Source organism: Bradyrhizobium sp. PUT101 (assembly GCF_052043945.1).
GTDB lineage: Bacteria > Pseudomonadota > Alphaproteobacteria > Rhizobiales > Xanthobacteraceae > Bradyrhizobium.
On sequence record NZ_CP197207.1, the window covers coordinates 4,407,591 to 4,431,463 of the forward strand.

Consider the following 23,873-nt stretch of genomic DNA (forward strand, 5'->3'; position numbering starts at 1 on the left):
CAGGGAAGACGGCGGTAAGGGAGATGAAGGGGGTCGTCGCCGGGACGAAGCTCGGTTGGGAGGCGTCACGGATCGCGACATTCCCGTGGTTGAGAGTGCGTGGAGTGGCCAGCCGCGCCGCGGTTCGGCTTGCGCGAGGACGATTCGCAGGTCGGCTCAGGGCCAGAGCCCGGCTTCTTCCGGGGGAAGAGGTGCCCCTCGGCAGCTCGCATCTGCCATGCAGTGCGGAGCCAGCCTATCAGATTTATCAAATCTATCGTTATCATCAAATTTATCAAAATAGCAGCGACCTGCTCTTGTCAACACAAGTGGGAGCACGACATTGTGAGGCCGGGGCAAAGCCGATAGGCGCACGGCCGGGGGCAAAGATGGATGGTATGGCCAAGGAAATTCTGACGACGGCGGAGGCTGCCAAGATACTGGGCGTCTCCGTCCGCACGGCTCAGCTTCTGATCGAAGGCGGATCGATCCCTTCCTGGAAAACCCCGGGAGGCCACCGCCGGGTCTATCGCCGCGACGTTCTCGCGGTGATATCCGGCCCCGGCCAGCCGCCAATGTTGGCGTCCGCGCGGGTGATCGTCATTGCGCGCCCGGAACGCATCGCCGATTACGAAACGACTTTGGCGAAGGTCAGTTACTGTGTCGTCGAAAGCTACACGGACATCTATGCGGCGCTGCTCGCGATCGGCTCCCGGTTGCCGGCCGTCATTGTGATCGAAGCCGAACCATCGGACGCCAGCAGATCCGCCGTGCTGGAGAGCCTGCGCTCCGATCCAGCGCTTGGACACACCCAGATCCTGGTTGTCGGCCGCCCGGCGGCAGAGCGGCAGATCGGCTCGGTCGGGCTCGACACCGGGATGACGCAGTTCGTCGACGGACTGCCCGCGTTACCCCAGGCAATCGAAACCGCGATTCGGGACGACGTCGAGCAACCCGTTCCGTTCGAGACGCCGCCTTCGTTTCCCTTCCCGGAGAATGAAGGCCAGCGGCTTCTCGCTCTCGAACGCTCGGGCCTCGTCGACACGCCGCCGGAGGATGCTTTCGATCGCCTGACCTGGCTGGCGGCGCGCAGCCTCGACGCTCCAGTCGCACTTTTGACGCTGCTCACCCCGACCCGGCAATGGTTCAAGTCGCGCTACGGGCTCGATATGGCCGATACGCCGCGCGGCTGGGCGTTTTGCAATTACACCATTCTGCAGAAGGGTATCATGGTCGCCGAAAACCTCGCGACCGACCCGCGCTTCGCGGAGAATCCGGCGGTGTTGGGGAAACTGGGGTTTCGGTTTTACGCTGGTTGCCCGGTGGTCGATCCCGACGGCTTCACGCTGGGTTCACTCTGCGTGATCGACACCCGGCCGCGCACGCTAGACGATACCCAAAAGCAGATCCTTGCCAATCTCGCCGCGCTCGCCTCGGACGAGATCAAGCTGCGCGCCACGGACCGGCAATTGCGCTGGGCGATCGAGCACGGGACCCCAAAAGGAGGCGCGGCAGCAGCGCCTCCCCTGCACGACACCAAGCGCGTCGCGGTGCATCAGCAGGGCACCGCGAGACCCAAGGTGGGTATCAAAGGTTAATCAGATCTGGCGCTCGACCATCTTGAGCTTGAGCTCGGCGATGGCTTCCGCCGGGTTCAGTCCCTTTGGGCACGCCTTGGCGCAGTTCATGATGGTGTGGCAGCGGTAGAGGCGGAACGGGTCCTCGAGATTGTCGAGCCGCTCGCCGGTCGCCTCGTCGCGGGAATCGGAGACCCAGCGGTTGGCCTGGAGCAGCGCGGCGGGTCCGAGATAGCGCTCGCTGTTCCACCAATAGCTCGGGCACGAGGTCGAGCAGCAGGCGCAGAGGATGCACTCGTAGAGGCCATCGAGCTTCTCGCGGTCCTGGTGGCTCTGGCGCCATTCCTTCTGCGGCGTCGGCGAGGTCGTCTTCAGCCATGGCTCGATCGAGGCATACTGCGCGTAGAAATTGGTGAGGTCGGGGACGAGGTCCTTCACCACCGGCTGGTGCGGCAGCGGATTGACCTTCACCGCGCCGTCCTTCACCTCATGCATCGAGCGGGTGCAGGCCAGCGTGTTCTGACCGTCGATGTTCATGGCGCAGGAGCCGCAGACGCCTTCGCGGCAGGAGCGGCGGAAGGTCAGCGACGGATCGATGTGGTTCTTGATCCAGATCAGGCCGTCCAGCACCATCGGACCGCAATCATTGGTGTCGACGTAATAGGTGTCGACGCTCGGATTTTTTCCGTCGTCCGGATTCCAGCGATAGACCTTGAACTCGCGGAGGTCGGTCGCGCCCGCGGGCTTCGGCCAGGTCTTGCCGCCGGTGATCTTTGAGTTCTTCGGAAGTGCGAATTCAACCATAAGTCCTGCCTCTGGTTTTCCGGCGTCATTGCCGGGCTTGACCCGGCAATCCATCCCTTTTGGAAGGATGGATGCGCGGGTCAAGCCCGCGCATGACGAGCAATGATCAATACACGCGCGCCTTCGGCGGGATGTACTGCACGTCGTTGGTCATGGTGTAGTCGTGAACCGGGCGGTACTCGATCCTGACCTTGCCGGCCTCATCCAGCCAGGCCAGCGTGTGCTTCATCCAGTTCTTGTCGTCGCGCTCGGAGAAGTCCTCGCGGGCATGCGCGCCGCGGCTCTCGGTGCGGTTGGCGGCCGAGTTCATCGTCACCACCGCCTGCGAGATCAGATTGTCGAACTCGAGCGTCTCGACCAAGTCCGAGTTCCACACCAGCGAGCGATCGGAGACGCCGATGTCGGTGATGCCCGAGTGAACCTTGGCGATCAGGTTCTGGCCTTCGCTCAAAACCTCGCCGGTGCGGAACACCGCGCAATTGTTCTGCATGACGTGCTGCATGCCCTCGCGCAGCTTCGCGGTCGGAGTGCCGCCGGCGGCGTAGCGGTAGCGGTCGAGGCGGCCGAGCGCCTTCTCCGCCGAGTTCGCCGGCAGCTCCGGCTGCTCGGCATTGGGCGTCAGCTTCTCGGCGCAGCGCAGCGCAGCGGCGCGGCCAAACACGACGAGGTCGATCAGCGAGTTGGAGCCGAGGCGGTTGGCGCCGTGCACGGAAACGCAGGCTGCCTCGCCCAGTGCCATCAGGCCGGGGACCACGGCATTGTCGTCACCGTCCTTCTTGGTCAGCACCTCGCCGTGATAGTTCGTCGGGATGCCGCCCATGTTGTAGTGCGTGGTCGGCACGATCGGGATCGGCTCGCGGGTCACGTCGACGTTGGCGAAGATCTTTGCCGATTCCGAGATACCCGGCAGGCGCTCGGCCAGCACGGCGGGATCGAGGTGGTCGAGATGCAGGAAGATGTGGTCCTTCTTCTTGCCGACGCCGCGTCCCTCGCGGATCTCGATGGTCATCGCGCGCGAGACGACGTCGCGCGAGGCGAGGTCCTTGGCCGACGGCGCATAGCGCTCCATGAAGCGCTCGCCCTCGGAATTGACGAGATAGCCGCCTTCGCCGCGCGCGCCTTCGGTGACGAGACAGCCCGCGCCGTAGATGCCGGTCGGGTGGAACTGCACGAACTCCATGTCCTGGAGGGGCAGACCGGCGCGCAGCGCCATGCCGCCGCCGTCGCCGGTGCAGGTATGGGCCGAAGTGCAGGAGGCGTAGGCGCGGCCGTAGCCGCCTGTTGCAAGAATGGTGGTCTGGGCGCGGAAGCGGTGCAGCGTGCCGTCGTCGAGCTTCAGCGCGATGACGCCGCGGCAGGTGCCCTGGTCGTCCATGATCAGGTCGATGGCGAAGAATTCGATGAAGAACTCGGCCGCGTGGCGCAGCGACTGGCCGTACATCGTGTGCAGCATCGCGTGGCCGGTGCGGTCGGCGGCGGCGCAGGTGCGCTGCGCCTGGCCTTTGCCGTAGTCCAGGGTCATGCCGCCGAACGGGCGCTGGTAGATCTTGCCGTCCTCGGTGCGGGAGAACGGCACGCCCCAATGCTCGAGCTCGTAGACCGCCTCGGGCGCGTTGCGCACCATGTATTCGATCGCGTCCTGATCGCCCAGCCAGTCCGACCCCTTCACGGTGTCGTACATGTGCCAGCGCCAGTCGTCCTTGTGCATGTTGCCGAGCGAGGCGGAGATGCCGCCCTGCGCCGCGACCGTGTGCGAGCGGGTCGGAAACACTTTTGTGATGCAGGCGGTGCGCAGTCCGGCTTCGCTGCAGCCGACCACCGCGCGCAGGCCCGCGCCGCCGGCGCCGACCACGACGACGTCATAGGTGTGGTCTTCGATCGGATAGGCTTTGCCGTTGGTGGCGGGAGCGCCGTTGCCCGTGCCATTCGTTGTGGCGGCCATGGGTTACACTCCGGAGGAAAGTTTCAGGATCGCGTAGGTCGAGGCGAGTGCCACGGCGATCGAGAAGAAGTTGTTGAGCATGATCGCGGTGAGCTTCAGCTTCTCGTTATGGATGTAGTCCTCGATCACCACCTGCATCCCGATCTTCATGTGCCAGGCACTGGCGGCGATGAAGAGCAGGAGAATCACCGCGATGGGCAGCGAGCCGAGGATCTGCGCGGCGCCGGCCTGGTTGCGGCCGAGCAGCATCATCACGATGACCACGACCGGAATCATCAGCAGCGTCATGGCGACGCCGGTGATGCGCTGGCGCCAGAAATCGGAGGTGCCGGAATGTGCCGCGCCGAGATTGCGGACGCGGCCGAGCGGGGTGCGCATGGAGGGCGGCTTCGGAGAACCGTGGGATTCGCTGTAGCTCATCGTCCGCCTCCGACTGCATAGGCGATGATCCAGACCAGCACCGTCAGCACGATGCCGCCGATCAGCGCGCCCCAGGTCAGCGCTTCGCGCTCATTGGGCTTGAAGCCGTAGCCGAGGTCCCACACGAAGTGCCGGATGCCGCTCAACATATGGTGCATCAGCGCCCAGGTGTAGCCGAACACGATCAGGCGGCCGATGATGCTGCCGGTGAAGGCCTGGACGTGGGCATAGGCGGTCGGGCCGGACGCCGCTGCGATCAGCCACCAGGCCAGCAGCAGAGTTCCGAGGTAAAGGGCGATGCCGGTGGCGCGGTGGACGATGGAGAGGGCCATCGTCAACGTCCAGCGGTAGACTTGTATGTGCGGCGAAAGCGGTCGTTCGATCCGTGCGGTCATGGGCGGCTTTTGATGTTTGTTGCGGCCCAGCATGGGCGCGCGGGGATCGCGAAAGGTCGGCTCTATTTACGGAGTCGATTTGGCCTGCGCAATCACCAAATCGCCATAAATCGAACTTGGGTTCAGCTCTATGGCCTTGATGAAACAAGGCCAATCCGGGCCTTGGTATACCAGGCCGCCAGTCCGCCAGACAAGAATCGAATTTAAATCCACTCCTTCTGCGGGGCGGCGGGGCGCATTGAAATCACTATTGGAACGCCTCTAACCCACCGATTTGCCATCGGCGGTTCCGGCTAGCCTACCATCCGCGCAGGCTGCAGCTCATTCCCTGGGACGGAATCTCGGGCGCAGCTCAACGGCGTCATGGCGCGCGAACGGCCGATATGCGCAACTCGCATTCCACCTCCGCCGGGCTGCCCCGGCGTCGACCACACCAAGCAGATCGCCTACAGCTTTGTGCGGAGCCAGATCCGAGCCGATGCCTCGGAGGAACTGCGGCAGTTGGCGGGGCAGGTCGGGGGTGATTGCAGGTCTTGATATCAAGGAAATCGTCGAGCTTGCGCTGCTGCTGATCGCAACCGGCGCGCTCTCGGGATTTCTGGCCGGCGTGTTCGGCATCGGCGGCGGCGCGATCCTCGTGCCGGTGTTCTACGAATGCTTCCGCATCGCCGGCGTGCCGCTCGAGGTGCGGATGCCCCTGTGCGTCGGCACCTCGCTCGCGGTGATCATCCCGACCTCGATCCGCTCGTTCCAGGCGCATTACAAGCGCGGGGCCGTCGACATGACGATCCTGCGCGTCTGGTGGCTGCCGATCGTGATCGGCGTCCTCGCCGGCAGCGTGATCGCGCGCTACGCGCCGGAGCGGCTGTTCAAGATCGTGTTCGTGGCGGTCGCCTGGTCAGCCGCGGTCCGGCTGATCTTCGCGCGCGAGACCTGGACGCTCGGCGACGATCTGCCGAAGGGCCCATTGATGCGCGTCTACGGCTTCTGCGTCGGCATCTTGTCGACCTTGATGGGCATCGGAGGTGGCCTGTTCTCGAATCTCCTGATGACGTTCTACGGCCGTCCGATCCATCAGGCCGTCGCGACCTCGTCGGCGCTCGCGGTACTGATCTCGATTCCCGGCGCGCTCGGCTACATCTATGCCGGCTGGCCGGCGGCGGCGAACTATCCGGCCGTCGCGGCGCTGCAAATTCCCTTCGCGCTCGGCTACGTCTCGCTGATCGGTGCCGTGCTGGTGATGCCGATGAGTCTCGTGACAGCACCGCTCGGCGTGCGAGCCGCGCATGCAATGTCGAAACGGACGCTGGAAACCGCGTTCGGGTGTTACTTGTTTATCGTCGGCAGCCGGTTTGTGCTGAGCCTGGTGGGCGGGCAGTGAGCGCTTGAGGCCGAGCGCTCGCCTCATTTTCCGCTGTCATCGCCCGACCTTGATCGGGCGATCCAGTATTCCAGAGACGGCAGTGATTCAGCCGAGAGGCTGCGGCGCACTGGATGCCCCGGTCCCGGCTCCGCCGAGGCCCACGGAGTTGCTCGGCGCGCCGAAGCGTCAGCGAAGGCGGCAAGCCGGAGCATGACAGTGTGCATGGTGGCTAAAGCGCCTCACTTCTTCGCGTAGATATCCTTGTACGTATCGCGCAGCACGTTCTTCTGCACCTTGCCCATCGTGTTGCGCGGCAGCTCGTCGACGACGAAGACGCGCTTGGGCATCTTGAACTTGGCGAGTCGTCCGTCGAGCGCGTTGAGCACCGAAGCTTCGTTGACATCGGCGCCCTTGTTGCAGACCAGAACCGCCGTGACGCCCTCGCCGAAATCGGCATGCGGCACGCCGATCACGGCGGATTCGACCACGCCCGGCATTGCGTCGATCTCGCTCTCGATCTCCTTGGGGTAGACGTTGAAGCCGCCGGAGATCACGAGATCCTTGCCGCGGCCGAGAATGTGGACGCAGCCCTTGCCGTCGATCTTGCCGAGATCGCCGGTGATGAAGAAGCCGTCGGGCCGGAATTCGGCCTTGGTCTTCTCCGGCATGCGCCAATAACCCCTGAACACGTTCGGGCCCTTCACCTCGATCATGCCGATCTCTTCGCGCGGCAATTCCTTGCCGGTCTCAGGATCGGTGACGCGCACGGAGACGCCGGGAAGGGGAAAACCGACCGCGCCGGGCACACGCTCGCCGTCATAGGGGTTCGACGTGTTCATGTTGGTTTCGGTCATGCCGTAGCGCTCGAGCACCGCATGGCCCGTGCGCGCCGACCATTCGCGATGGGTGTCGGCGAGCAGCGGCGCCGAGCCCGAGATGAACAGCCGCATGTGCTTGGTCGTCTCGTGCGATAGCGCGGGATTCTGCAGGAGCCGCGTGTAGAAGGTCGGCACGCCCATCAGCACGGTCGCGCGCGCCATCAGCTTGATGATCAGATCCGGATCGAGCTTCGGCAGGAAGATCATCGAGGCGCGTGCGAACAGCGTTACGTTGGTCGCCACGAACAGGCCGTGCGTATGATAGATCGGCAGCGCGTGGATCAGCACGTCCTTGTCTGTGAAGCGCCAGTAGTCGACGAGGCTCAGCGAATTCGATGCGAGATTGTCGTGCGTCAGCATCGCGCCCTTGGAGCGGCCGGTGGTGCCCGAGGTGTAGAGGATCGCGGCGAGATCGTCGTTTTCGCGCGGCACCGTGGTGAACACGCTGCTCGCCTTGTCGGCGGCCTCCGTCAGCGAGCCCTTGCCATCGGGCCCGAGCGTCTCGACCTTGGCCTTCACCTTGGCGGCAATGGGGAAGAGGCCTTCTGCCTTGGAGGGATCGCAGACCACGAGCGACGGCTCGGCGTCGCCGATGAAGTAATCGAGCTCGTTCAGCGTATAGGCGGTGTTGAGCGGCAGATAGACCGCGCCGGCCCGCACCGTGCCGAGATACAGCACGATATTGGCGACCGACTTTTCCACCTGCACCGCGACGCGGTCGCCGGGCTTCACGCCGCGGGCGACCAGCACGTTCGCCATCTGGCCCGCACGCGCGATCAGATCGCCATAGCTGATACGAGTGCCGTCATGCGTCTCGATCGCGAGCCGCTTCGGGTCGTCCAGGCCGTCGAACAGGCGGGAAAACAGGTTGGCGTCGGCAGCTTGGTTCATGCAACATTCCTCGCCGGCAGTGGCCGGTCAAAACCGAGGGCTGGATTAGCAAAAACCGCCCCGCAGAAGCAACGGAGACAGTTTGCATGTCAAAAAACGGGAAACGCGTGGCCTGGGTCACGGGCGGTGGCAGCGGGATCGGGGAAGCCGGCGCCGAGGCGTTGGCGGCCGACGGCTGGACGGTGGTGGTCTCGGGCCGCCGCAAGGATGCCCTGGATACCGTGGTTGCCAGGATCAGCGGGGCGGGCGGAGCGGCCGAGGCCATCGCGCTCGACGTCTCCAACGCGGCCGAGGCGCAGAAGGCGGCCGATCAGATCGTCGCAAAGCACGGCCGCATCGACCTCCTGGTCAACAACGCCGGCATCAATGTCCCCAAGCGGAGCTGGAAGGACATGGAACTGGAGGGCTGGGACAAGCTGGTCCAGGTCAATCTCAACGGCGTGCTCTATTGCATGCGCGCGGTGCTGCCGACGATGCGAAAGCAGCAGGACGGCTCGATCATCAACGTCTCGTCCTGGGCCGGCCGCCACGTCTCGAAGATGCCGGGTCCGGCCTACACCACGACCAAGCACGCGGTGCTGGCGCTGACCCATTCCTTCAACATGGACGAATGCGTGAACGGCCTGCGCGCCTGCTGCCTGATGCCGGGCGAGGTGGCGACCCCGATCCTGAAGCTGCGCCCGGTGGTGCCGAGCGAGGAGGAGCAGGCGAAGATGCTGCAACCCGAGGATCTCGGCCGCACCATCGCCTTCATCGCCAGCATGCCGCCGCGTGTCTGCATCAACGAGCTCCTGATCAGCCCGACGCACAATCGCGGCTTCATCCAGACGCCGAACAATAGGGATTAGCCCGGGCGTAGCCGCGAGTTCGTTATTGCGAGCGAAGCTTCGTGGCTTCGCTCCTCGCAATGACGGTGTGGAAGCCCCCCCACGAACATCTCGGCGTTTAGTTTCACGCATCACGATAAATTATCTCCCGAAACCACATCGCAAACCCTCCCGTAGCTCGGCCAACGACGGCGCTGCTGCTTCACGCCAAAGGGCCGCAAGCACCGTTGTTGCCAACTCAACGCCGGCCACGCCGGTTACAATCCAATCGGGAGATCTCCATGTCGAAGCGCATTGCCTATCTCGCTGCCGCCGCCTTCAGCGCCCTGGCCATCACCGCGACCGTGGTCGCGCCTGTCCGCGCCGGAGATAAGACCGTCATGGTCGGCGGCGCCGCGATGTTCCCGTCGAAGAACATCGTGCAGAATGCGGTCAACTCGAAGGACCACACCACGCTGGTGGCGGCGGTGAAGGCGGCGGGCCTGGTGCCGACGCTGGAAAGCAAGGGTCCGTTCACGGTGTTCGCGCCGACCAACGCCGCCTTCGGCAAACTGCCGGCCGGCACCGTCGACAATCTGGTCAAGCCCGAGAACAAGGCGACGCTGACCAGGATCCTCACCTATCACGTCGTGCCGGGCAAGCTCGAAGCCTCCGATCTCACCGACGGCAAGAAGCTGAAGACCGCCGAGGGCGAGGAACTGACCGTGAAGAAGCAGGACGGCAAGGTCTGGATCGTCGATGCCAAGGGCGGCACCTCGATGGTGACGATCTCCAACGTCAACCAGTCGAACGGTGTGATCCATGTGGTCGACACCGTGCTGATGCCGGCGACGTAACACCGCGCGATCCTGTTTCATCCCCCGAACAGGGTGCTTCGAGACGGCGAGCCGGGGGTGCCCGGCTCGCTTTTTTGTGACCACGATAAGCTCGCGGTATCGATTCGATGCCGGACAGGGCGTAACGAAAGCGGAAACTTCGGCGTATAATTACCGTCAGACGATCTTCAGGACGGAACCAGCATGGCGAGCCTCACAGTCACCGACGAGCAGGTCAGGGCCACCCCGGCCAAAGTGATCCAGCCAGCCTGGGTGCGGGTCATGCACTGGGTCAACGCGCTTGCCATGATCCTGATGATTCTGTCGGGCTGGCAGATCTACAATGCCTCACCGCTGTTCGGCTTCAGCTTCCCGCGCGAATATACGCTCGGCGGCTGGCTCGGCGGCGGCCTGCTCTGGCACTTCGCGGCGATGTGGCTGTTGATGATCAACGGTCTCGCCTATCTCGTCACCGGCTTCGCCACCGGCCGCTTCCGCAGGAAGCTGCTGCCGATCACGCCGTCCGGCGTGCTGCACGACGTCAGGGCGGCGCTGACCTTCAAGCTCGGCCATGACGACCTCACCGTCTACAATTACGTGCAGCGGCTGCTCTATGCCGGCATCATCGTGGTCGGCGTGCTGATCGTGCTCTCCGGACTTGGCATGTGGAAGCCGGTGCAGCTCTATTATCTCGTGATGCTGTTCGGCGACTATCCGACCGCGCGCTACGTGCACTTCTTCTGCATGGCCGCGATCTGCGCGTTCCTCGTCATTCACGTTCTGCTCGCGCTGCTGGTGCCGAAGAGCCTGCGCGCCATGATCATCGGTCGCTGAGGAGGAGACTATGGCAAAGCGCTCATTCCTGATTCCCGGCGTCGACAAGCGGCTCCTGATCAAGGACTCCCTCAAGACGATGCCCGATGTCACCCGCCGCCGCTTCATCGCGGGCGGTGCCAGTCTCGGGGCGCTGACGCTGCTCACCGGCTGCGACGTCGTCGACTCGTCCTCGGCCGAAACCATGCTCGCCAAGGTCTCGAAGTTCAACGACGCCGTGCAGGCCTGGATGTTCAATCCGGACGCGCTGGCGCCGACCTTTCCCGAGAGCGCGATCACGAAGCCGTTTCCGTTCAACGCCTATTACGATCTCGACGACGCGCCCGACATCGATGGCGCCGACTGGAAGCTCGAAGTGCGCGGTCTCGTCGACAACAAGAAGTCCTGGACGCTGGATGAGCTCTATCAATTGCCGCAGGTCACGCAGATCACCCGCCACATCTGCGTGGAGGGCTGGAGCGCGATCGGCAGTTGGACCGGCACGCCCTTGCGCGATTTCCTGAAGCTGATCGGCGCAGACACCCGCGCTCAATATGTCTGGTTCCAGTGCGCCGACAAGGATGGCTACAACTCACCGCTCGACATGCGCAGCGCGCTGCATCCGCAGACCCAGATGACGTTCAAATATGCAAACGAGATCTTGCCGCGCGCCTACGGTTTCCCGATGAAGATCCGCGTGCCCACCAAGCTCGGCTTCAAGAATCCGAAATACGTGATCTCGATGGAGGTCACCAACGACTACAAGGGCGGCTATTGGGAAGACCAGGGCTACAATTCGTTCAGCGGGAGCTGAGAGGGCGAATAGCGAATGGGGAGTAGCAAATAGGGAAGCAGTGAAGCCGCCCGCTATTCGCTATTCGCTATTCGCCCTTCTGGCCCCACCTTCCTCTGGCACAGCGCCGCCACGGCCCCCAGCGCCAGCAACGCCGCCGACACGTTCAGCGCGTAGCTCAGGCTGCCCAGCGCATCCGTGATCGCGCCGACCGCGATCGGCCCGAGCGTCTGGCCGACGCCGAACGAGATCGTCATCGCGGCGATCGCGGTCGGCCACACCTCGGGTGGATAGTTGAAGCGCACGAAGGCGGTGGTCGAGCCGACCACGGCGAAGAAGGCGACGCCGAACACGACGGCCGACACCGCGAGCCAGGCCGGCGAATGTCCGAGCATCGGCAAGGCGGCACCTAATGCGTTGGTGCCGAGGATGATGGCGGTGGCAAGCCCGCCGCGGTCCAGCGCCAGCACGCCGCGCCAGGCCCAGGGTGTGACGAAGGCGCTCAGCCCGATCAGGCTCCAGAACGCTGCCTGCGCCGCGGCCCCGCCGCCGCCGTCGCGCACATAGGCGATCATGAAGGTCATGTAGGCGATATAGCCCGCGCCGAACAGGAAGTAGCCGGCGAGGTAGATCAGCACGGGGAGGATCGCGAACGAGGCGTGGCTGCCTTCCGAGAAGCGGACGCCGCTCTCGATGCGGATCAGGAACAGCGGGATCGTCATCGCGACCGACAGCAGCGTCAGCGCCCACCACACGATCCACCACGAGCCCGGCCCGAAATATTGCAGCGTGAACGGAGCGATCAGCCCCGAGGCGAGAATGCCGATGCCGGGCCCGGCGTAGAACAGGCTCAGCAGGAAATTGGCGCGCTCCGGGCGCGACTGGGCAATGGTCGCGGCCAGCGCGCCGCCAGCGACGAAGCCGACCGCCGCGCCCAGGCCGAGCACGAGACGGGCAAGGCTCAGCGCGACGAAATTGCCCGATAGCGCGCACGTCGCGAGCGCGGCGAGGCAGGCCAGGGTCCCGCCGCGGATCGCCGCGGACCAGCCGATGCGCTGGATCAGCCGGGACGCCACCAGCGCGCCCACGAGATAGCCGACGGCGTTGATCGTGTTCATGAAACCGGCGGCCGAGTAGGACCAGCCGAGGTCCTCCCGCATGTCGGGCAGCACCAGCGCATAGGCAAAGCGGCCGATGCCGAGCCCGACCGTCGCCGCCAGCGACAGGGTCAGGATCAGCCGCGCAAGATGCGGGTTGGGCGAGGGGCTCTCAGGGGCGTGCAAGGGGTACTCCGGCGCCCGCACTGTGGCAGGCCCTGCCTGTCTTGCACAGCGGCGAGGCGGCAATGGTGTCTTGCCAAGCGCGCAACGCCGCTCTAGCACTCCGGCCGAAATTCACGAGATGCCGTCATGCCCGGCCTTGTGCCGGGCATCCACGTTCTTCGCGCCGCAAGCCAGGACGTGGATGGCCGGGACAAGCCCGGCCATGACGAAACGGAGGAAGAACGACCATGGCGACCCACAAACTGCTGCTGCTCCCCGGCGACGGTATCGGCCCCGAGGTGATGGGCGAGGTGAAGCGGCTGATCGACTGGCTCAATGCGGCCGGGATCGCCAAGTTCGAGACCGACACCGGCCTCGTCGGCGGCTCCGCCTATGACGCCCACAAGGTCTCGATCTCCGAGGGCGACATGGCCAAGGCGAAAGACGCCGACGCCGTGATCTTCGGCGCGGTCGGCGGCCCGAAATGGGATGCGGTTCCGTACGAGGTGCGCCCCGAAGCCGGCCTGCTCCGCCTGCGCAAGGATCTCGCCCTGTTCGCCAACCTGCGTCCCGCCGTGTGCTACCCGGCGCTCGCCGATGCTTCGAGCCTGAAGCGCGAGGCGGTCGAGGGGCTCGACATCATGATCGTGCGCGAGCTCACCGGCGGCGTCTATTTCGGCGAGCCCAAGACCATCACCGATCTCGGCAACGGCCAGAAGCGCGCCATCGATACCCAGGTCTACGACACCTATGAGATCGAGCGCATCGGCCGCGTCGCCTTCGAGCTTGCCAGGAAGCGCAAGAACAAGGTGACCTCGATGGAGAAGCGCAACGTCATGAAGTCGGGCGTGCTCTGGAACGAGGTCATGACCCAGGTCCACAAGCGCGAATACCCCGATGTCACGCTCGAGCATCAGCTCGCCGATTCCGGCGGCATGATGCTGGTGAAATGGCCGAAGCAGTTCGACGTCATCGTCACCGACAACCTGTTCGGCGACATGCTCTCCGACATCGCGGCGATGCTGACGGGATCGCTTGGCATGCTGCCCTCGGCTTCGCTCGGCGAGGTCGACGTCAAGACCAAGAAGCGCAAGGCGCTGTACGAGCCCGTGCACGGCTCGGCCCCTGATATCGCCGGCAAGGGCCTCGCCAATCCGATCGCGATGATCTCGTCCTTCGGCATGGCGCTGCGCTATTCCTTCGACATGGGCGATCTCGCCGACAAGGTCGATGCTGCGATCGCCGCGGTGCTCGCCAGCGGCCTGCGCACCGCCGACATCAAGTCGGAAGGCACCACGTCCGCCTCGACCACGCAGATGGGCGAAGCGATCCTGAAGGAATTGCAGAAGCTGCACGCCTGACGGCAAGCACCGCAATCGCAGGGTGGGCAAAGCATGGCGTGCCCACCACTTCCATAGCCATTGCCGGACGATGGTGGGCTCGGCGCAAGCGCCTTTGCCAACCCTACGGCACCTGCTCTCGGAGCCCGCCTCATGGATGCCTCTTCCCGACCCAAGATCGCGGAAACCATCGTCCATGAAACGGTGCGCCTGCGCGAGGCGCAGATCGGGCGCCATTGCGAGGTGCTCGCCAACACGCGCATCGAATATGCCTCGCTCGGCGACTACTCCTATCTGGGCGAGAATTGCGACGTCGCCGACGCGTTGATCGGCAAGTTCACGGCCATCGCCAACTCGGTGCGGATCGGCGCGCCGAACCATCCGATGGGCCGGCCATCCCAGCATCGCTTCACCTATTGCCCCGAATATTACGAGGCGAGCGCGACGCGCGACCGCGATTTCTTCGCAGGCCGCCGCGGCGACCGCGTCGTCGTCGGCAACGATGTCTGGATCGGCCATGCCGCCATCCTGCTGCCGGGCGTCACGGTCGGCGACGGCGCGGTGATTGCCGCCGGCGCAGTCGTCAGCCGCAACGTCCCGCCCTACACCATCGTCGGCGGCGTTCCTGCCCGTCCTATCCGCAAGCGCTTCTCTGATACCGTGGCCGAGAGCCTGCGGCGCATCGCTTGGTGGGACTGGCCGGATGAGCTCATCTTCGAGCGCCTCAGTGATTTCCGCTCCGAGGCGATCGAGGAGTTTTGCCGGCGCTACGACCCGGCAGCCAACGCGTAAGGCGGATGCATCAGACGAAACGAAAAGGCCGGGCGCGAGCCCGGCCATTCAATTCCAAAAGATCGTCCGCTCAGTACAGCGGGAAGTTCTGCGGGTAGCCGCCGACATCGGCTGGCGGCGAGAGCGGCTGGCGATCGATCGGGCGGTTGAGATTCTCGCGGGCGAAGGACGGATAGCCAACGGCCGGCGGGAAGGCGTAGTCGGTGAACTTGCGGTCGCCCGGATTGACCTCGGTGCCGCCATCCAGCCAGGAGCGCTTGCTCACATAGATGCGGGTGCGGCCCTGCTGATAGACGGCGTTGGGGCCGCTCGGGCCGTAGATGGGCCGACCGCGATCGTCATAGCGCTGCTTGGTCTTGGTGTCGGCCGAGGCCGGAGTCGCGAACGCGATGGCAATTGCGGCGCCCGCCGCAAGCCAGGTCGCCAATTTGTTCGCGGCAGAAAATTTCGAGCTCATCACGTCCCCTTCAGGCGGCACGCCGCCAGTCGATTTCATCGCATACTAGCCCGGCGGGGGTGACCGCAACTAGGTCAATTGGGTCACACCAGCGGGGAATAATCGTGCGCACTGGCAAAAGTTGCATGCAAACCAGCCACTTGAGCTTGATGCTGATCAAAGCGCTCCGCGCAATTGCGCATTCGCGGCGCCGAGCAGCCAGTCCGCCGAGCCCGCGGGATCGCAGCCGCCGCGCTTCAGCTCCGCATGGGCGAACAACTCCGCCAGCCTGGGCTCGTTGCCCGAGGCCAGCAGCGTCAGCCGGTTCAGCGTGCAGGCGATCGCCGCGCGCCGGGCGGGCAGGCTGCCGCCCCGGCAGAAGAATCCGGAGATCTGCAGCGCCGGTTCCTCACTGCGCTTGAGGTAGCCGAGGCACCCCTGCGCACCTTCCGCTGTGCCGGTTGGCCGGAACAGGGCGACGGGGCCGAATTTGGTGCCGATCAGGCCGGCCTGCTCGAGCGCGGTGGCCGCGCCCAAACCCATCTGGGCGGCGAGGTCCGCGGTCGCCGGACGTGTCACGTCGAATTCGGCGCCTTGGCGGTAGATTTCGAGCCCGGCCACGGGCTTGCCCGCGTCATCGGTCCAGCGCAGCACGTCCCTGCGGCCGCCTTCGGGGTGCCGGAGGATGGTATAAGAGACTGTTTTCTCTGAGGAATCTGGCCGGCTGACGGCGAAGGCCGGGTGCGAACGGCCGGCCACGCTCCAGCCGGGTTTCTCGGCCGGCTCGTCGTCGCGCAGATCGGGCAGCTGGCCCAGCGCCGCGAGGGCGAGGATGGCAAACAGGGCGAGCGTCCCCACATAGGCGATCAGGCGCGCCAGCGTGCCGACGACCTCGTCGGCGAAGGCCAGCAGCGCCAGCTGGATGGCGGTTCGGGTAGGGCTAACGGCCGTGCTGGCCTCAGGCGACTGCATCCACGGCCTTCAGGCATGGTCCCACGTTGTCTTGAGGCCGGTTCTCGCATAGAAGCGCTGCTCTTCCTGTTTAAGCGTCAGCTTCAGGAACGGGCTTTTTCATCGGAGAGTGAACGATGGGTTACAAAGTCGCAGTCGTCGGCGCGACCGGCAATGTCGGACGGGAAATGCTCAACATCCTGGATGAGCGTAAATTCCCCGCGGACGAGGTCGTGGCACTGGCGTCGCGCCGCAGCGTCGGCGTCGAGGTCTCCTATGGCGACCGTACCCTGAAGGTCAAAGCGCTCGAGCACTACGACTTCTCCGACGTCGACATCTGCCTGATGTCGGCGGGCGGCGCGGTGTCGAAGGAATGGTCGCCGAAGATCGGCGCCGCCGGCACTGTCGTGATCGACAATTCCTCGGCCTGGCGCATGGATCCGGATGTGCCGCTGATCGTGCCGGAGGTGAACGCGGCTGCGACCGAAGGCTTCAAGAAGAAGAACATCATCGCCAACCCGAACTGCTCGACCGCGCAGCTCGTGGTCGCGCTCAAGCCGCTGCACGACAAGGCCACGATCAAGCGCGTCGTGGTCTCGACCTATCAATCGGTGTCGGGCGCCGGCAAGGACGCGATGGACGAACTGTTCTCGCAGACCAAGGCCGTCTACACCAACAGCGAGATCGTCAATAAGAAGTTTCCCGCGCGCATCGCCTTCAACGTCATCCCTCACATCGACGTCTTCATGGAGGACGGCTACACCAAGGAAGAGTGGAAGATGATGATGGAGACCAAGAAGATTCTTGATCCCAAGATCAAGCTCTCCGCCACCTGCGTGCGCGTGCCTGTGTTCGTCGGCCACTCCGAGGCCGTCAACATCGAGTTCGAGAATCCGATCAGCGCGGACGAAGCCCGCGAGATCCTGCGCAAGGCGCCCGGCTGTCTCGTCATCGACAAGCAGGAGCCCGGAGGCTACGCGACGCCCTATGAAGCGGCCGGCGAGGACGCGACTTACATCAGCCGCATCCGCGAGGACGCGACGGTGGAGAACGGCCTCGTGCTCTGGTGCGTGTCCGATAATCTGCGCAAGGGCGCCGCACTCAACGCGATCCAGATCGCCGAAGTGCTGATCAACCGCAAGCTGATCAGCGCGAAGAAGAAGGCGGCGTGAGAGGTGGCGAATAGGGAGTAGCGAATGGCGAATGGAGTTTCCTATTCGCTACTCGCCATTCGCTATTCGCGCGCGTTCTTGAATTCCTTCGTCGCCTTGTCCAGCACGAACAGCGATCCCTCCGCGACGCCGAAATAGGCGCCGTGCGTCTGCATCTGGCCGCTCTCCACCGCCTTGCGCACGAACGGGAAGGTCATCAGGTTTTCCAGGCTGCGGAACACGGCGGCTTTCTCGATGCGCTCGACGAACTGCGCCATGCTCTCGTGCTCGCGCTGCTCGACCACTTCGCCCGGCTTGATGAACATCTGCATCCATTTGCCGATGAAGTCGCCGGGCGTGAGCGGCTCGATCTTGTCGACGAAGGCGCGGATGCCGCCGCATTGCGCGTGGCCAAGCACCACGATGTGCTTCACCTTCAGCACCGTCACGGCATATTCCAGCGCGGCCGAGACACCGTGGGCGGTGCCGTCGGGCTGATACACCGGCACGAGGTTGGCGATGTTGCGGACGACGAACAATTCGCCGGGGCCGACGTCGAAGATCACCTCCGGCGAGACGCGGCTGTCGCAGCAGCCGATCACCATCACTTCCGGCGACTGGCCCATCACCGACAGCTCGCGATAGCGGGTCTGCTCGGTCGGCAGCCGCTGGGTGGCGAAGGCCTTGTAGCCTTCCAGCAAATGCTTCGGGAATGTCATCATACCTATGCCTAATCATAGACCGCTGGGGTGAACAAGCCTTTCGAATGGGCAGGCCAAGTGCTATCGGCTGAGGTCAGAATACTGACGAGGAAGGAACGCTTGCATGACCCGCCCGCGCCGCAGCCATCTGTTCATGCCCGGCTCCAATCCCCGCGCGCTGGAGAAGGCGCGCAATCTTGCCGCCGACGGCCTGATCCTCGATCTGGAAGACTCGGTCGCCCCCGAGGCCAAGGCGGTGGCGCGTGACGGCATCGCCGCCGCGATCGCGGCCAAGGGTTTTGGCAAGCGCGAGATTTTGATCCGGACCAACGGCCTCGACACGCCCTGGTGGGCCGATGACGTCGCGATGGCCGCCAAGGCATCGCCGGACGGCATCCTGGTTCCAAAAGTTTCAAGCGTCGAGGATCTCGACGCCATCGGCCGCCGCCTCGCCGATCTCGGTGCTGCACCGACCGTGAAGGTCTGGGCCATGATCGAGACCGCGCGCGCGGTGCTGCACGCCGAGGAGCTGGCCGCCGCCGGGCGCGATCCATCGAGGCGCCTCTCCGGCTTCGTGTTCGGCCCGAACGATATCTCGCGCGAGACGCGGATCCGGATGCTGCCGGGCCGCGCCGCGATGATCCCGATGATCACCCATTGCATCCTGGCGACGCGCGCCCACGGCCTCGAAATCCTCGACGGCCCCTACAGCGACATTGCCAATTCCGACGGTTTCGCCACCGAATGCGCGCAAGCCCGCGATCTCGGCTTCGACGGCAAGACGCTGATCCACCCCTCGCAGATCGACGCCTGCAACGCGATCTTCACGCCGCCCGACGAGGAAGTCGCGCGCGCCCGAAAGATCATTGCTGCGTTCGAGCTGCCCGAGAACGCCTCGCGCGGCGCGATCCGCCTCGATGGCGCCATGGTGGAACGCCTGCACGCCGACATGGCCCGGCGCACCATCGAGATCGCGGACGCGATCGCCGCGATGGGGAAGGGCTGAGGAGGGCTCCTCTCGCCGGATATCCGCCTGGCGCGGATTTCCCGTCAGTGTCGATAGGCCGCAAATGCCGCTGGCATGGTGCGCCGGCATTTCCTGTAATTTAGATCACACAGTCCGGCTCGTTGCTCCGATAGATTTGCGTCGTTTGAATACTGCTTCCCGTCCCCGATATGGCGAGTGGGCTTTCGCATGCTTCGCAGATTATTCTATTGCTGTGTCATTCTTGCCCTCGCTGGCCCCGCGGCCGCTATTGACCGCGTCAAAGGCGACGCGAACCCCGCCATTGCCGCCGCCTCCGAGCAAATACGGCGAGATCCCAAGGACGCGAATGCGTACTACAACCGAGGGAATGCTTACGCCGCCAGGGGCGATACGGACCGCGCCATAGCCGACTACACGGCGACGATCCGGCTCGATCCAGCGCATGCGAATGCGTATTACAACCGGGGCAACGCCTACAGCAACAAAGGCGACACGGACCGTGCGATAGCGGATTACACGGCGACGATCCGGATCGATCCCGCGTATGCGAACGCCTACTACAACCGAGGCAACGCCTACAGCAACAAGGGCAATACCGACCGGGCCATTGCCGATTATGCCGAAGCGATCCGCCTGCAGCCGACGAACGCAAACGCGTATTTCAATCGCGGAAACGCCTACGGCAACAAGGGCGACACCGACCGTGCCATTGCGGACTATACTGAAACGATACGCGTGGATCCCACCTATGCGAACGCCTATGTCAATCGCGGGCTGGCCTACGAGAAGCGCGGCGATTTCGCCAAAGCGAGGGCCGACTTCAACGCCACGCTCGGATTGACCCATGGCGCCACACGATGGGCACAGGACAAGGCGCGCGAGCGGCTTGCTGTCTTGCCTTCGCCGCGACCAGCAACGGTCTTGGTCGAGAAAAGCAGCGTCGCTCCGGCGGTCGTGGCGCCTGAGATGTCGAGCAGCGAACGTCGCATTGCCCTCGTCATCGGCAATTCTGCTTATGAAAACGTCGCCGCCCTGCCGAACCCCGTCCGCGACGCGAGCCTCGTCGCTGACGTGCTGAGACTCACCGGGTTCGAAGCCGTGACTCTGCTGACCAATCTCCGCAAGGATGCGTTGGTGAATGCCTTGCGCGAGTTCGCTGCACGTGCGGAAACGGCGGATTGGGCGGTCGTGTATTATGCCGGACACGGCATGGAGGTCGGCGGCGTCAATTATCTCATTCCGACGGACGCGAAGATCGCCGCGGATCGCGAGATCGGATTCGAAGCCGTGCCGGTCGATCAGGTTCTCAATGCGGCAGAGCGCGCCAGAAAGCTGCGCCTCGTCATCCTCGATGCCTGCCGCGACAATCCGTTCGCGGCCCAAATGAAGCGCACGATGACGGTGGCGTCGCGTTCGGTGTCGCGAGGCCTCGCCCCGGTCGAGCCGGAGGCGGGCACGCTGGTGGTCTACGCCGCCAAGGACGGCGAGACCGCGCTCGACGGTGACGGGACCAACAGTCCGTTCGCGACTGCCTTCGTCAAGAATCTTCCGACGCCGGGCCTCGAAGTCCGCAGGCTGTTCGACTTCGTTCGCGACGATGTCATGGAAGCGACCGGCCGCAGGCAAAAGCCGTTCAGCTACGGCTCGATCTCCGGACGGCAGGACTTCTATTTCGTGGCTGGCAAGTGACCTCGCGCGAGGTGCAACTCAGCGCGGCGCGAGGTCGGCGCGATCGAGCGACTCCAGCGTCGAGGCGTTGGCGCAATAGCCGTGATAGTTCTCCGCGGCGGTGCCGTCGGCGAGATCTCGGTCGCACTGTCCCTTGTGACCGCAGAGCGAGCAGGTCCGCTCCATGTCGCGCAGCAGCAGGGGCTGCGCCCGCCCGAGCCGCTCCGCGCTGATGCCGAGCTGCTCCAGCATCTTCGGGAGTTCGTCGGCGGCGTGCCGGCCGTGACGGACCAGCTCTTCGAGATCATCGGGCGCGATCCGGAGATCATTCGCGATCCGGTCGAAATCGGCGCGATCGAGCTGCCGCATCTCGTTCATCTCGCGGCGATGCTTCAGCCAGTTCGCAAAGGACTCGATGAGGTCCTGAACGATGGGATAAGGCTTGCTTGCGGTGCTCATGGAAAGCTCCATTCAGACGTCGGAATTGGAGCGAATTAAGCACAATGGTGCAGGAGCGCGTTGCGCTGGATCAAACTGGACGTGTTGTGAAAGGCGGTCTCGTGTCCCGGACGCGCTGCTGCGTGAAACGCTGCTGCGCAGAGCCGGGACCCATCGCCGCATCTCTGGGTCCCGGCTCTGCGGCGCACCGCTACGCGCTGCACCGCGTCCGGGACACGGGAACGCCCTCAGCCGAACCGCTCCGCCGCCCACGCATAGAGGCTGCCTGCAATCGGCTTTTCGCCGCCGCGGCCCTTGGGCGAGATGTGCAGGCCGATGATCTCGGGGCTGGTGACGAGGCCGAGATAGCTCGATGGATCGAAGAAAAGTTTTGGCTCGGCATGCACGGCGTAGAACGACTGCTTCGGGAGTGCGTTCTGCAATTCACCGGTGCGACGCGCGAGCGCGGTCAGCGCGGCGGGGCCATAGATCGCGACGCGAATATCCGAGAGGCGGCTCGATCCGCCGCGCAGGCGGCGCATGATGAATGTGATGCGGTGGCGCAGCGAAAGCCAGTTCGGCGTCAGCTCCTCCTGCTCCATCAGCTCCTCGAACGCGCGCACGATGCCGTGCCCGGGTGGAAGATAGATCACGGAATTGCCGAGCTGGCGCCGCCGCTCCCAGGCGAAGTAGGGCTTTGCCGGATCGATCTCGATGGGTTTCAGGAGCAGCACGTCGGCATCGAGCCAGAGCCCGAGATTCTTCGCCATCAGTTTCATGCGGAAAAAGTCGCTGAACTGCAGCGTGGTCCAGTCGCGCCAGCTGCCGTCCGGCTGCGGCGGCCGCAGCCGTTCCGAGAACGCGTGCGGCAGGATCGCCTCGGCCTCGGCATTCTCGACGCCAGCCGGCAGGCGGGGAATGGGATCAAAGCTGTAGACCGTGACCTTGTGGCCCGCAGCGAGCTGCGAGCGCAGACAGGTCTGGCGCAGCGCGTCCATCGGGCCATGCCAGAAGGTGACGATCTCGGGCAGCATGAGGAAAAGCTATACGGGATATCTGGAGCAAAGAAAAAGCCCCGGCGCGGATGACGCACCGGGGCTCGAGCGAAAACCAGAGCATGATCCGGAAAAGTGCGCGGCGGTTTTCCGGAAAGATCACGCTCAAGGAATATGAGATCAGGCCCAGGCGCGCTCGCGCTTGAGCTTTTCCTCGTAGCTGTCGATCGACGCCTTCTTCTCCATGGTGAGGCCGATGTCGTCGAGGCCGTTGATCAGGCAGTGCTTGCGGAACGGATCGATCTCGAACTTGACCTTGCCGCCGTCGGGGCCGCGGATCTCCTGGTTCGGCAGGTCGATCGTCAGGGTCGCGTTGGCGCCGCGCTCGGCGTCGTCGAACAGCTTGTCGAGGTCTTCTTGGGCAACGCGGATCGGCAGAATGCCGTTCTTGAAGCAGTTGTTGTAGAAGATGTCGCCGAACGAGGTCGAGATCACGCAGCGGATGCCGAAGTCGAGCAGCGCCCAGGGCGCGTGCTCGCGGCTCGAGCCGCAGCCGAAATTGTCGCCGGCCACCAGCACCTTCGCATTGCGATAGGCGGGCTGGTTGAGGACGAAATCGGGGTTCTCGCTGCCGTCGTCCTTGTAGCGCTGCTCGGAGAAGAGCCCCTTGCCAAGGCCGGTGCGCTTGATGGTCTTGAGGTACTGCTTCGGAATGATCATGTCGGTGTCGACATTGATGATCTTCAGCGGCGCCGCGACGCCTTCCAGCGTGGTGAACTTGTCCATGGTTGCGCTTTCCCGGATGGGTCTAGGGGAACGGGTATTTATCGCGATCGGGGCGGGAATCCTAGGCCGAAATCGGCAGGTCTCGTCTGCTGGGCAGGATCTAGCCACGGAGGAGGTGCGGCTCCCTCTCCCGCGCGCGGGAGAGGGCTGGGGTGAGGGTTCTCTCCTCTAGGGGATTGTCCCGTTGCGGAGACACCCTCTCCCCAACCCTCCCCCGCAAGCGGGGGAGGGAGCGCACCTCCCTCGACGATTCCTACTCCGCCCGTGCCTCGATCGCGGCCATATCGTCGTCGGAGAGGCCGAAATGGTGGCCGATCTCGTGGATCAGGACATGGCGGACGATATGGCCGAGGCTTTCGTCGTGCTCGGCCCAGTAATCCAGGATCGGCCGGCGGTAGAGCCAGACCATGTTGGGCAGCCGCGCCACGTCGCCAAAACTCTGCTGGGGCAGGCCGACGCCCTGGAACAGCCCGAGCAGGTCGAACTCGCTCTCGCACTCCATCTCGTCCAGGACCTCCTCGGTCGGGAAGTCGTCAACGCGGACGATCACGCCCTCACAGAGCTTGCGAAACGACGCCGGCAGGCGCTCGAACACATCGTGAGCCATCGCTTCCATCTCGGCCAGCGAGGGCGCTTTCAATTCCGTCCACATGGGCTTCTTCTAAAGCGTTTTGGAGCGAAATGGATACCGCTTCGCGTGAAGAAAGCGCGTCAAATCGAATCCAGAGCCCGTTCCGCGGCGATGCATCCGGCTTTATAAGCGCGGCGAGGTTGACGGGCGCCGCCAAAACGGGGAGCGTGAGGCCGTCAATGGGACGTTTCAGGTGGGCGGAAAAATGCGAGCAAAAACAGCGCTGACTCTACTGTG

At 64.4% G+C, this 23,873-nt stretch carries 24 protein-coding genes; 11 read left to right on the plus strand and 13 right to left on the minus strand.

Annotated elements, in window-relative coordinates; genetic code table 11:
• The first annotated feature begins 377 nt into the window (after positions 1 to 377).
• Positions 378 to 1,577 (plus strand): GAF domain-containing protein, encoded by a 1,200-nt coding sequence (locus ACSHT2_RS21355; RefSeq protein WP_440636353.1) that lies wholly within the window; start codon positions 378 to 380, stop codon positions 1,575 to 1,577.
• Here ACSHT2_RS21355 and ACSHT2_RS21360 read toward each other — a convergent pair whose 3' ends face one another.
• The 4 genes from ACSHT2_RS21360 to sdhC all read right to left on the minus strand — a co-directional run bounded on the left by ACSHT2_RS21360 (position 1,578) and on the right by sdhC (position 5,117).
• Positions 1,578 to 2,360 carry a succinate dehydrogenase iron-sulfur subunit gene (locus tag ACSHT2_RS21360; RefSeq protein ID WP_440636354.1) on the minus strand — a complete coding sequence of 261 codons (783 nt, stop codon included), beginning with the start codon at positions 2,358 to 2,360 and terminating at the stop codon, positions 1,578 to 1,580. It lies immediately after the preceding gene.
• Between the two features lie 106 nt (positions 2,361 to 2,466).
• Positions 2,467 to 4,302, minus strand: a complete 1,836-nt coding sequence (gene sdhA / locus ACSHT2_RS21365) for a succinate dehydrogenase flavoprotein subunit (RefSeq protein WP_319330685.1) — start codon at positions 4,300 to 4,302, stop codon at positions 2,467 to 2,469.
• A 3-nt stretch (positions 4,303 to 4,305) separates the two neighbouring features.
• Positions 4,306 to 4,680, minus strand: a complete 375-nt coding sequence (gene sdhD / locus ACSHT2_RS21370) for a succinate dehydrogenase, hydrophobic membrane anchor protein (protein ID WP_440642894.1) — start codon at positions 4,678 to 4,680, stop codon at positions 4,306 to 4,308.
• Between the two features lie 38 nt (positions 4,681 to 4,718).
• Complete coding sequence (sdhC, locus tag ACSHT2_RS21375) at positions 4,719 to 5,117, minus strand: succinate dehydrogenase, cytochrome b556 subunit (RefSeq protein WP_319330687.1); 399 nt, start codon at positions 5,115 to 5,117, stop codon at positions 4,719 to 4,721.
• Positions 5,118 to 5,637: 520 nt separating this feature from the next.
• On the opposite strand from sdhC, the gene ACSHT2_RS21380 reads away from it, so the two are divergent.
• Entirely contained in the window at positions 5,638 to 6,498 is an 861-nt protein-coding gene (locus ACSHT2_RS21380) for a sulfite exporter TauE/SafE family protein (RefSeq protein ID WP_440636356.1), read from the plus strand.
• 221 nt (positions 6,499 to 6,719) lie between these two features.
• Here the strand turns inward: ACSHT2_RS21380 and ACSHT2_RS21385 are convergent, their stop codons facing one another.
• Positions 6,720 to 8,249 carry a malonate--CoA ligase gene (locus ACSHT2_RS21385; protein ID WP_440636358.1) on the minus strand — a complete coding sequence of 510 codons (1,530 nt, stop codon included), beginning with the start codon at positions 8,247 to 8,249 and terminating at the stop codon, positions 6,720 to 6,722.
• A gap of 86 nt (positions 8,250 to 8,335) precedes the next feature.
• Between ACSHT2_RS21385 and ACSHT2_RS21390 the strand changes: the two genes are divergently transcribed.
• The 4 genes from ACSHT2_RS21390 to ACSHT2_RS21405 all read left to right on the plus strand — a co-directional run bounded on the left by ACSHT2_RS21390 (position 8,336) and on the right by ACSHT2_RS21405 (position 11,518).
• On the plus strand, positions 8,336 to 9,097 hold the full coding sequence (locus tag ACSHT2_RS21390) for an SDR family oxidoreductase (protein ID WP_370117454.1): 762 nt from the start codon (positions 8,336 to 8,338) through the stop codon (positions 9,095 to 9,097).
• A 260-nt stretch (positions 9,098 to 9,357) separates the two neighbouring features.
• A complete protein-coding gene (locus tag ACSHT2_RS21395; RefSeq protein WP_440636359.1) occupies positions 9,358 to 9,912 on the plus strand; it encodes a fasciclin domain-containing protein in 555 nt (184 codons plus the stop codon).
• 183 nt (positions 9,913 to 10,095) lie between these two features.
• Complete coding sequence (locus ACSHT2_RS21400; RefSeq protein WP_440636361.1) at positions 10,096 to 10,725, plus strand: cytochrome b/b6 domain-containing protein; 630 nt, start codon at positions 10,096 to 10,098, stop codon at positions 10,723 to 10,725.
• Between the two features lie 10 nt (positions 10,726 to 10,735).
• The gene (locus tag ACSHT2_RS21405) at positions 10,736 to 11,518 is read left to right on the plus strand and encodes a molybdopterin-binding protein (protein WP_440636363.1); all 783 of its coding nucleotides are present in this window, start codon (positions 10,736 to 10,738) and stop codon (positions 11,516 to 11,518) included.
• Positions 11,519 to 11,571: 53 nt separating this feature from the next.
• Here the strand turns inward: ACSHT2_RS21405 and ACSHT2_RS21410 are convergent, their stop codons facing one another.
• Positions 11,572 to 12,780, minus strand: a complete 1,209-nt coding sequence (locus ACSHT2_RS21410; RefSeq protein WP_440636365.1) for a YbfB/YjiJ family MFS transporter — start codon at positions 12,778 to 12,780, stop codon at positions 11,572 to 11,574.
• Positions 12,781 to 13,007: 227 nt separating this feature from the next.
• Here ACSHT2_RS21410 and leuB point away from each other — a divergent pair, with 227 nt between their 5' ends.
• Both leuB and ACSHT2_RS21420 read left to right on the plus strand, forming a co-directional pair.
• Entirely contained in the window at positions 13,008 to 14,120 is a 1,113-nt protein-coding gene (gene leuB / locus ACSHT2_RS21415; protein WP_440636367.1) for a 3-isopropylmalate dehydrogenase, read from the plus strand.
• 132 nt (positions 14,121 to 14,252) lie between these two features.
• Positions 14,253 to 14,891, plus strand: coding sequence for a DapH/DapD/GlmU-related protein (locus tag ACSHT2_RS21420; protein WP_440636369.1), 639 nt, complete (start codon positions 14,253 to 14,255; stop codon positions 14,889 to 14,891).
• Positions 14,892 to 14,961: 70 nt separating this feature from the next.
• On the opposite strand, the gene ACSHT2_RS21425 is transcribed toward ACSHT2_RS21420, so the two are convergent.
• Both ACSHT2_RS21425 and ACSHT2_RS21430 read right to left on the minus strand, forming a co-directional pair.
• Positions 14,962 to 15,348 (minus strand): hypothetical protein, encoded by a 387-nt coding sequence (locus ACSHT2_RS21425; protein ID WP_440642895.1) that lies wholly within the window; start codon positions 15,346 to 15,348, stop codon positions 14,962 to 14,964.
• A gap of 156 nt (positions 15,349 to 15,504) precedes the next feature.
• Positions 15,505 to 16,299, minus strand: a complete 795-nt coding sequence (locus tag ACSHT2_RS21430; RefSeq protein WP_440636370.1) for a hypothetical protein — start codon at positions 16,297 to 16,299, stop codon at positions 15,505 to 15,507.
• A 116-nt stretch (positions 16,300 to 16,415) separates the two neighbouring features.
• Here ACSHT2_RS21430 and ACSHT2_RS21435 point away from each other — a divergent pair, with 116 nt between their 5' ends.
• Positions 16,416 to 17,450 (plus strand): aspartate-semialdehyde dehydrogenase, encoded by a 1,035-nt coding sequence (locus tag ACSHT2_RS21435; protein WP_440636372.1) that lies wholly within the window; start codon positions 16,416 to 16,418, stop codon positions 17,448 to 17,450.
• A 62-nt stretch (positions 17,451 to 17,512) separates the two neighbouring features.
• On the opposite strand, the gene ACSHT2_RS21440 is transcribed toward ACSHT2_RS21435, so the two are convergent.
• Complete coding sequence (locus ACSHT2_RS21440) at positions 17,513 to 18,151, minus strand: carbonic anhydrase (RefSeq protein ID WP_440636374.1); 639 nt, start codon at positions 18,149 to 18,151, stop codon at positions 17,513 to 17,515.
• A gap of 103 nt (positions 18,152 to 18,254) precedes the next feature.
• Here ACSHT2_RS21440 and ACSHT2_RS21445 point away from each other — a divergent pair, with 103 nt between their 5' ends.
• Both ACSHT2_RS21445 and ACSHT2_RS21450 read left to right on the plus strand, forming a co-directional pair.
• Positions 18,255 to 19,136 carry an HpcH/HpaI aldolase/citrate lyase family protein gene (locus ACSHT2_RS21445; protein ID WP_440636376.1) on the plus strand — a complete coding sequence of 294 codons (882 nt, stop codon included), beginning with the start codon at positions 18,255 to 18,257 and terminating at the stop codon, positions 19,134 to 19,136.
• A 189-nt stretch (positions 19,137 to 19,325) separates the two neighbouring features.
• Complete coding sequence (locus tag ACSHT2_RS21450) at positions 19,326 to 20,807, plus strand: tetratricopeptide repeat protein (protein ID WP_440636378.1); 1,482 nt, start codon at positions 19,326 to 19,328, stop codon at positions 20,805 to 20,807.
• Positions 20,808 to 20,825: 18 nt separating this feature from the next.
• On the opposite strand, the gene ACSHT2_RS21455 is transcribed toward ACSHT2_RS21450, so the two are convergent.
• The 4 genes from ACSHT2_RS21455 to ACSHT2_RS21470 all read right to left on the minus strand — a co-directional run bounded on the left by ACSHT2_RS21455 (position 20,826) and on the right by ACSHT2_RS21470 (position 23,657).
• Complete coding sequence (locus ACSHT2_RS21455; RefSeq protein WP_271527874.1) at positions 20,826 to 21,245, minus strand: DUF6455 family protein; 420 nt, start codon at positions 21,243 to 21,245, stop codon at positions 20,826 to 20,828.
• A gap of 227 nt (positions 21,246 to 21,472) precedes the next feature.
• A complete protein-coding gene (locus tag ACSHT2_RS21460; RefSeq protein ID WP_440636380.1) occupies positions 21,473 to 22,258 on the minus strand; it encodes a hypothetical protein in 786 nt (261 codons plus the stop codon).
• Between the two features lie 141 nt (positions 22,259 to 22,399).
• Complete coding sequence (leuD, locus tag ACSHT2_RS21465; protein ID WP_440636382.1) at positions 22,400 to 23,005, minus strand: 3-isopropylmalate dehydratase small subunit; 606 nt, start codon at positions 23,003 to 23,005, stop codon at positions 22,400 to 22,402.
• 253 nt (positions 23,006 to 23,258) lie between these two features.
• On the minus strand, positions 23,259 to 23,657 hold the full coding sequence (locus ACSHT2_RS21470) for a metallopeptidase family protein (protein WP_440636384.1): 399 nt from the start codon (positions 23,655 to 23,657) through the stop codon (positions 23,259 to 23,261).
• Positions 23,658 to 23,873 lie beyond the last annotated feature (216 nt).